This window comes from bacterium, assembly GCA_036524115.1.
GTDB lineage: Bacteria > JAUVQV01 > JAUVQV01 > JAUVQV01 > DATDCY01 > DATDCY01.
Window position 1 is genome coordinate 1 of record DATDCY010000362.1, and the last position, 1871, is coordinate 1871.

At 74.6% G+C, this 1871-nt stretch carries 2 protein-coding genes; both read left to right on the plus strand.

Features of this window, described 5'->3' with window-relative positions; genetic code table 11:
* Window positions 1–1082: phosphotransferase (locus tag VI078_17730; GenBank protein ID HEY6001129.1), on the plus strand; the 1082-nt coding region annotated here is incomplete at its 5' end.
* On the plus strand, window positions 1079–1871 hold a 793-nt coding region (locus VI078_17735), incomplete at its 3' end, for an NDP-sugar synthase (GenBank protein HEY6001130.1). The genes VI078_17730 and VI078_17735, both read left to right, overlap by 4 nt.

Here is a 1871-nt window from a genome sequence, read left to right on the forward strand (position 1 = left end):
CCTGGCGTTGCTGGAGGAAGTGCACCGCCGTGCCGTCGCCTGAGGCGCTGGCCTGGGCGCGCCGCGTCGCCGGCGCCGGCGGGAACTTCGCCATCCAGCCGCTGCCGCCCGCCGGGTCCACGCGCATTCTCTCGCGCCTCTCGCACGCCGCGGGGAGCTTCGTGCTCGTCGAGAACCCGCTGCCCGCCGGCGACGCGGTGAACGAGAACGACGGCTTCGCCTACCTCGCGGCGCACCTTGGCGCACGGGGCGTGCCCGTCCCCGCGCTGTTCGCGTATGAGCGCGCGCGCGGCTGGCTGCTCGTCGAGGATCTCGGCGACCTCGACCTCTTCGCCGAGGTCCGGCGCAGGGCGCGCGACGGCAACGCCCAGGACCGCGCCGCGCTCGCCGCCCTCTACTGCGAGGCGCTCGACGTGCTCGTGCGACTGCAGGTCGACGGCGCAGCCGGCTTCGAGCCGTGCCGCACGCACAACCCGCCATACGACGCGGCGCTGATGCGCGAGGCCGAGTCGGGGTACTTCGTGCGGGAACTGGTGGTGAACCACCTCGGCCTGGCCGTGCCGCCCGGGCTCGACGAGGAACTGGCGCGATTGGCCGCGCGCGCGGCAGGCGCCGGCGCGGCCTTCCTGCTCCACCGCGACTACCAGTCCCAGAACCTGAAGATCCACGACGGACGGGTCCGCGTCATCGATTTCCAGGGGGCGCGTCCCGGCCCGCCGCAGTACGACGTCGCGGCGCTCCTGCTCGACCCGTACGTCGACCTGCCGCCGGGGCTGCGCGCCCAGCTGCTCGAGCACTACCTCGCCGCCTTCGGAGCGCGCGCCGACGTCGGCCGCGATGCCTTCCTCGCGTTCTTCCCGGCGATCGCCGCTCACCGACTCATGCAGGCGCTGGGCGCCTACGCCTTCCTCGAGCTGCGCCGGGCGAAGCCTGCGTTCCTCACGCACGTGCCGGTTGCGCTGCGCCTGCTCGAGGAGACCCTCGCGCCGCTCGCGGGCGAGGCCCCCCGGCTCGCGGCGCTCGTCGCCGCGGCGCGCCGCCATGCGAAGACCCCCGCGGGCGCGGGCTGGAGACAGGCGTGAGCGCGCGCCCCGCCGCCCCGCGCGCCATGGTCCTCGCGGCCGGGTTCGGCACCCGCCTTCGCCCGCTGACGAACACGACGCCCAAGCCGTTGCTTCCTGTCGCCAACCGCCCGCTGCTCGAGTACACCTTCGCGCTGCTCGCCGGCGCCGGCGTGCGCGAGGCCATCGTCAACGCCCACCACCTCGCCGACGAACTCGAGCGCGGCCTGCGCGCCCTCGACCCGTCGGGGCTCGCGCTCCACGTTTCACGCGAGCGGGCCATCCTCGGCACGGCCGGCGGGCTCAAGCGCGCCGAGAGCTTCCTCGCCGGCGGGACGTTCCTGCTGCTCAACGGGGACTTCCTCGTTGATGTCGACCTGCGCCGGGTGCTAGACTTTCACGTGGAAATGCAGGCAACGGCCACCATGGTGCTCGTCCCCGACGCCGACGCCGGGGTGCTTGGCGTCGATCCCGACGGTGTGATCCGCCGCTTCATAGCCCCGCGCCCCGCCGACGAGCCGGCCGATCGGCTCTCCTGCGGCTTCACCGGGATCCACGTGCTCGAGCCGGAGGTCTTCCGGCTGATCCCGCCGAACCGCCCATGGGAGATCAACCGCCAGGCGTACCCCGACCTGCTCAAGCGGGGCGGGCGCGTCTGCGGCTTCGTCCACCGCGGCTACTGGCGCGAGGCCGGCAGCCCGGCCGGATATCTCGCGGCCAACCGCGAGGTGCTCGCCGGCCGCGCCGGGGCGCTCGCGCCGCGCCCGTGCTCGGGATCGCCGGCGCTCGCCGGCGCCGTCTGCTCGCCGC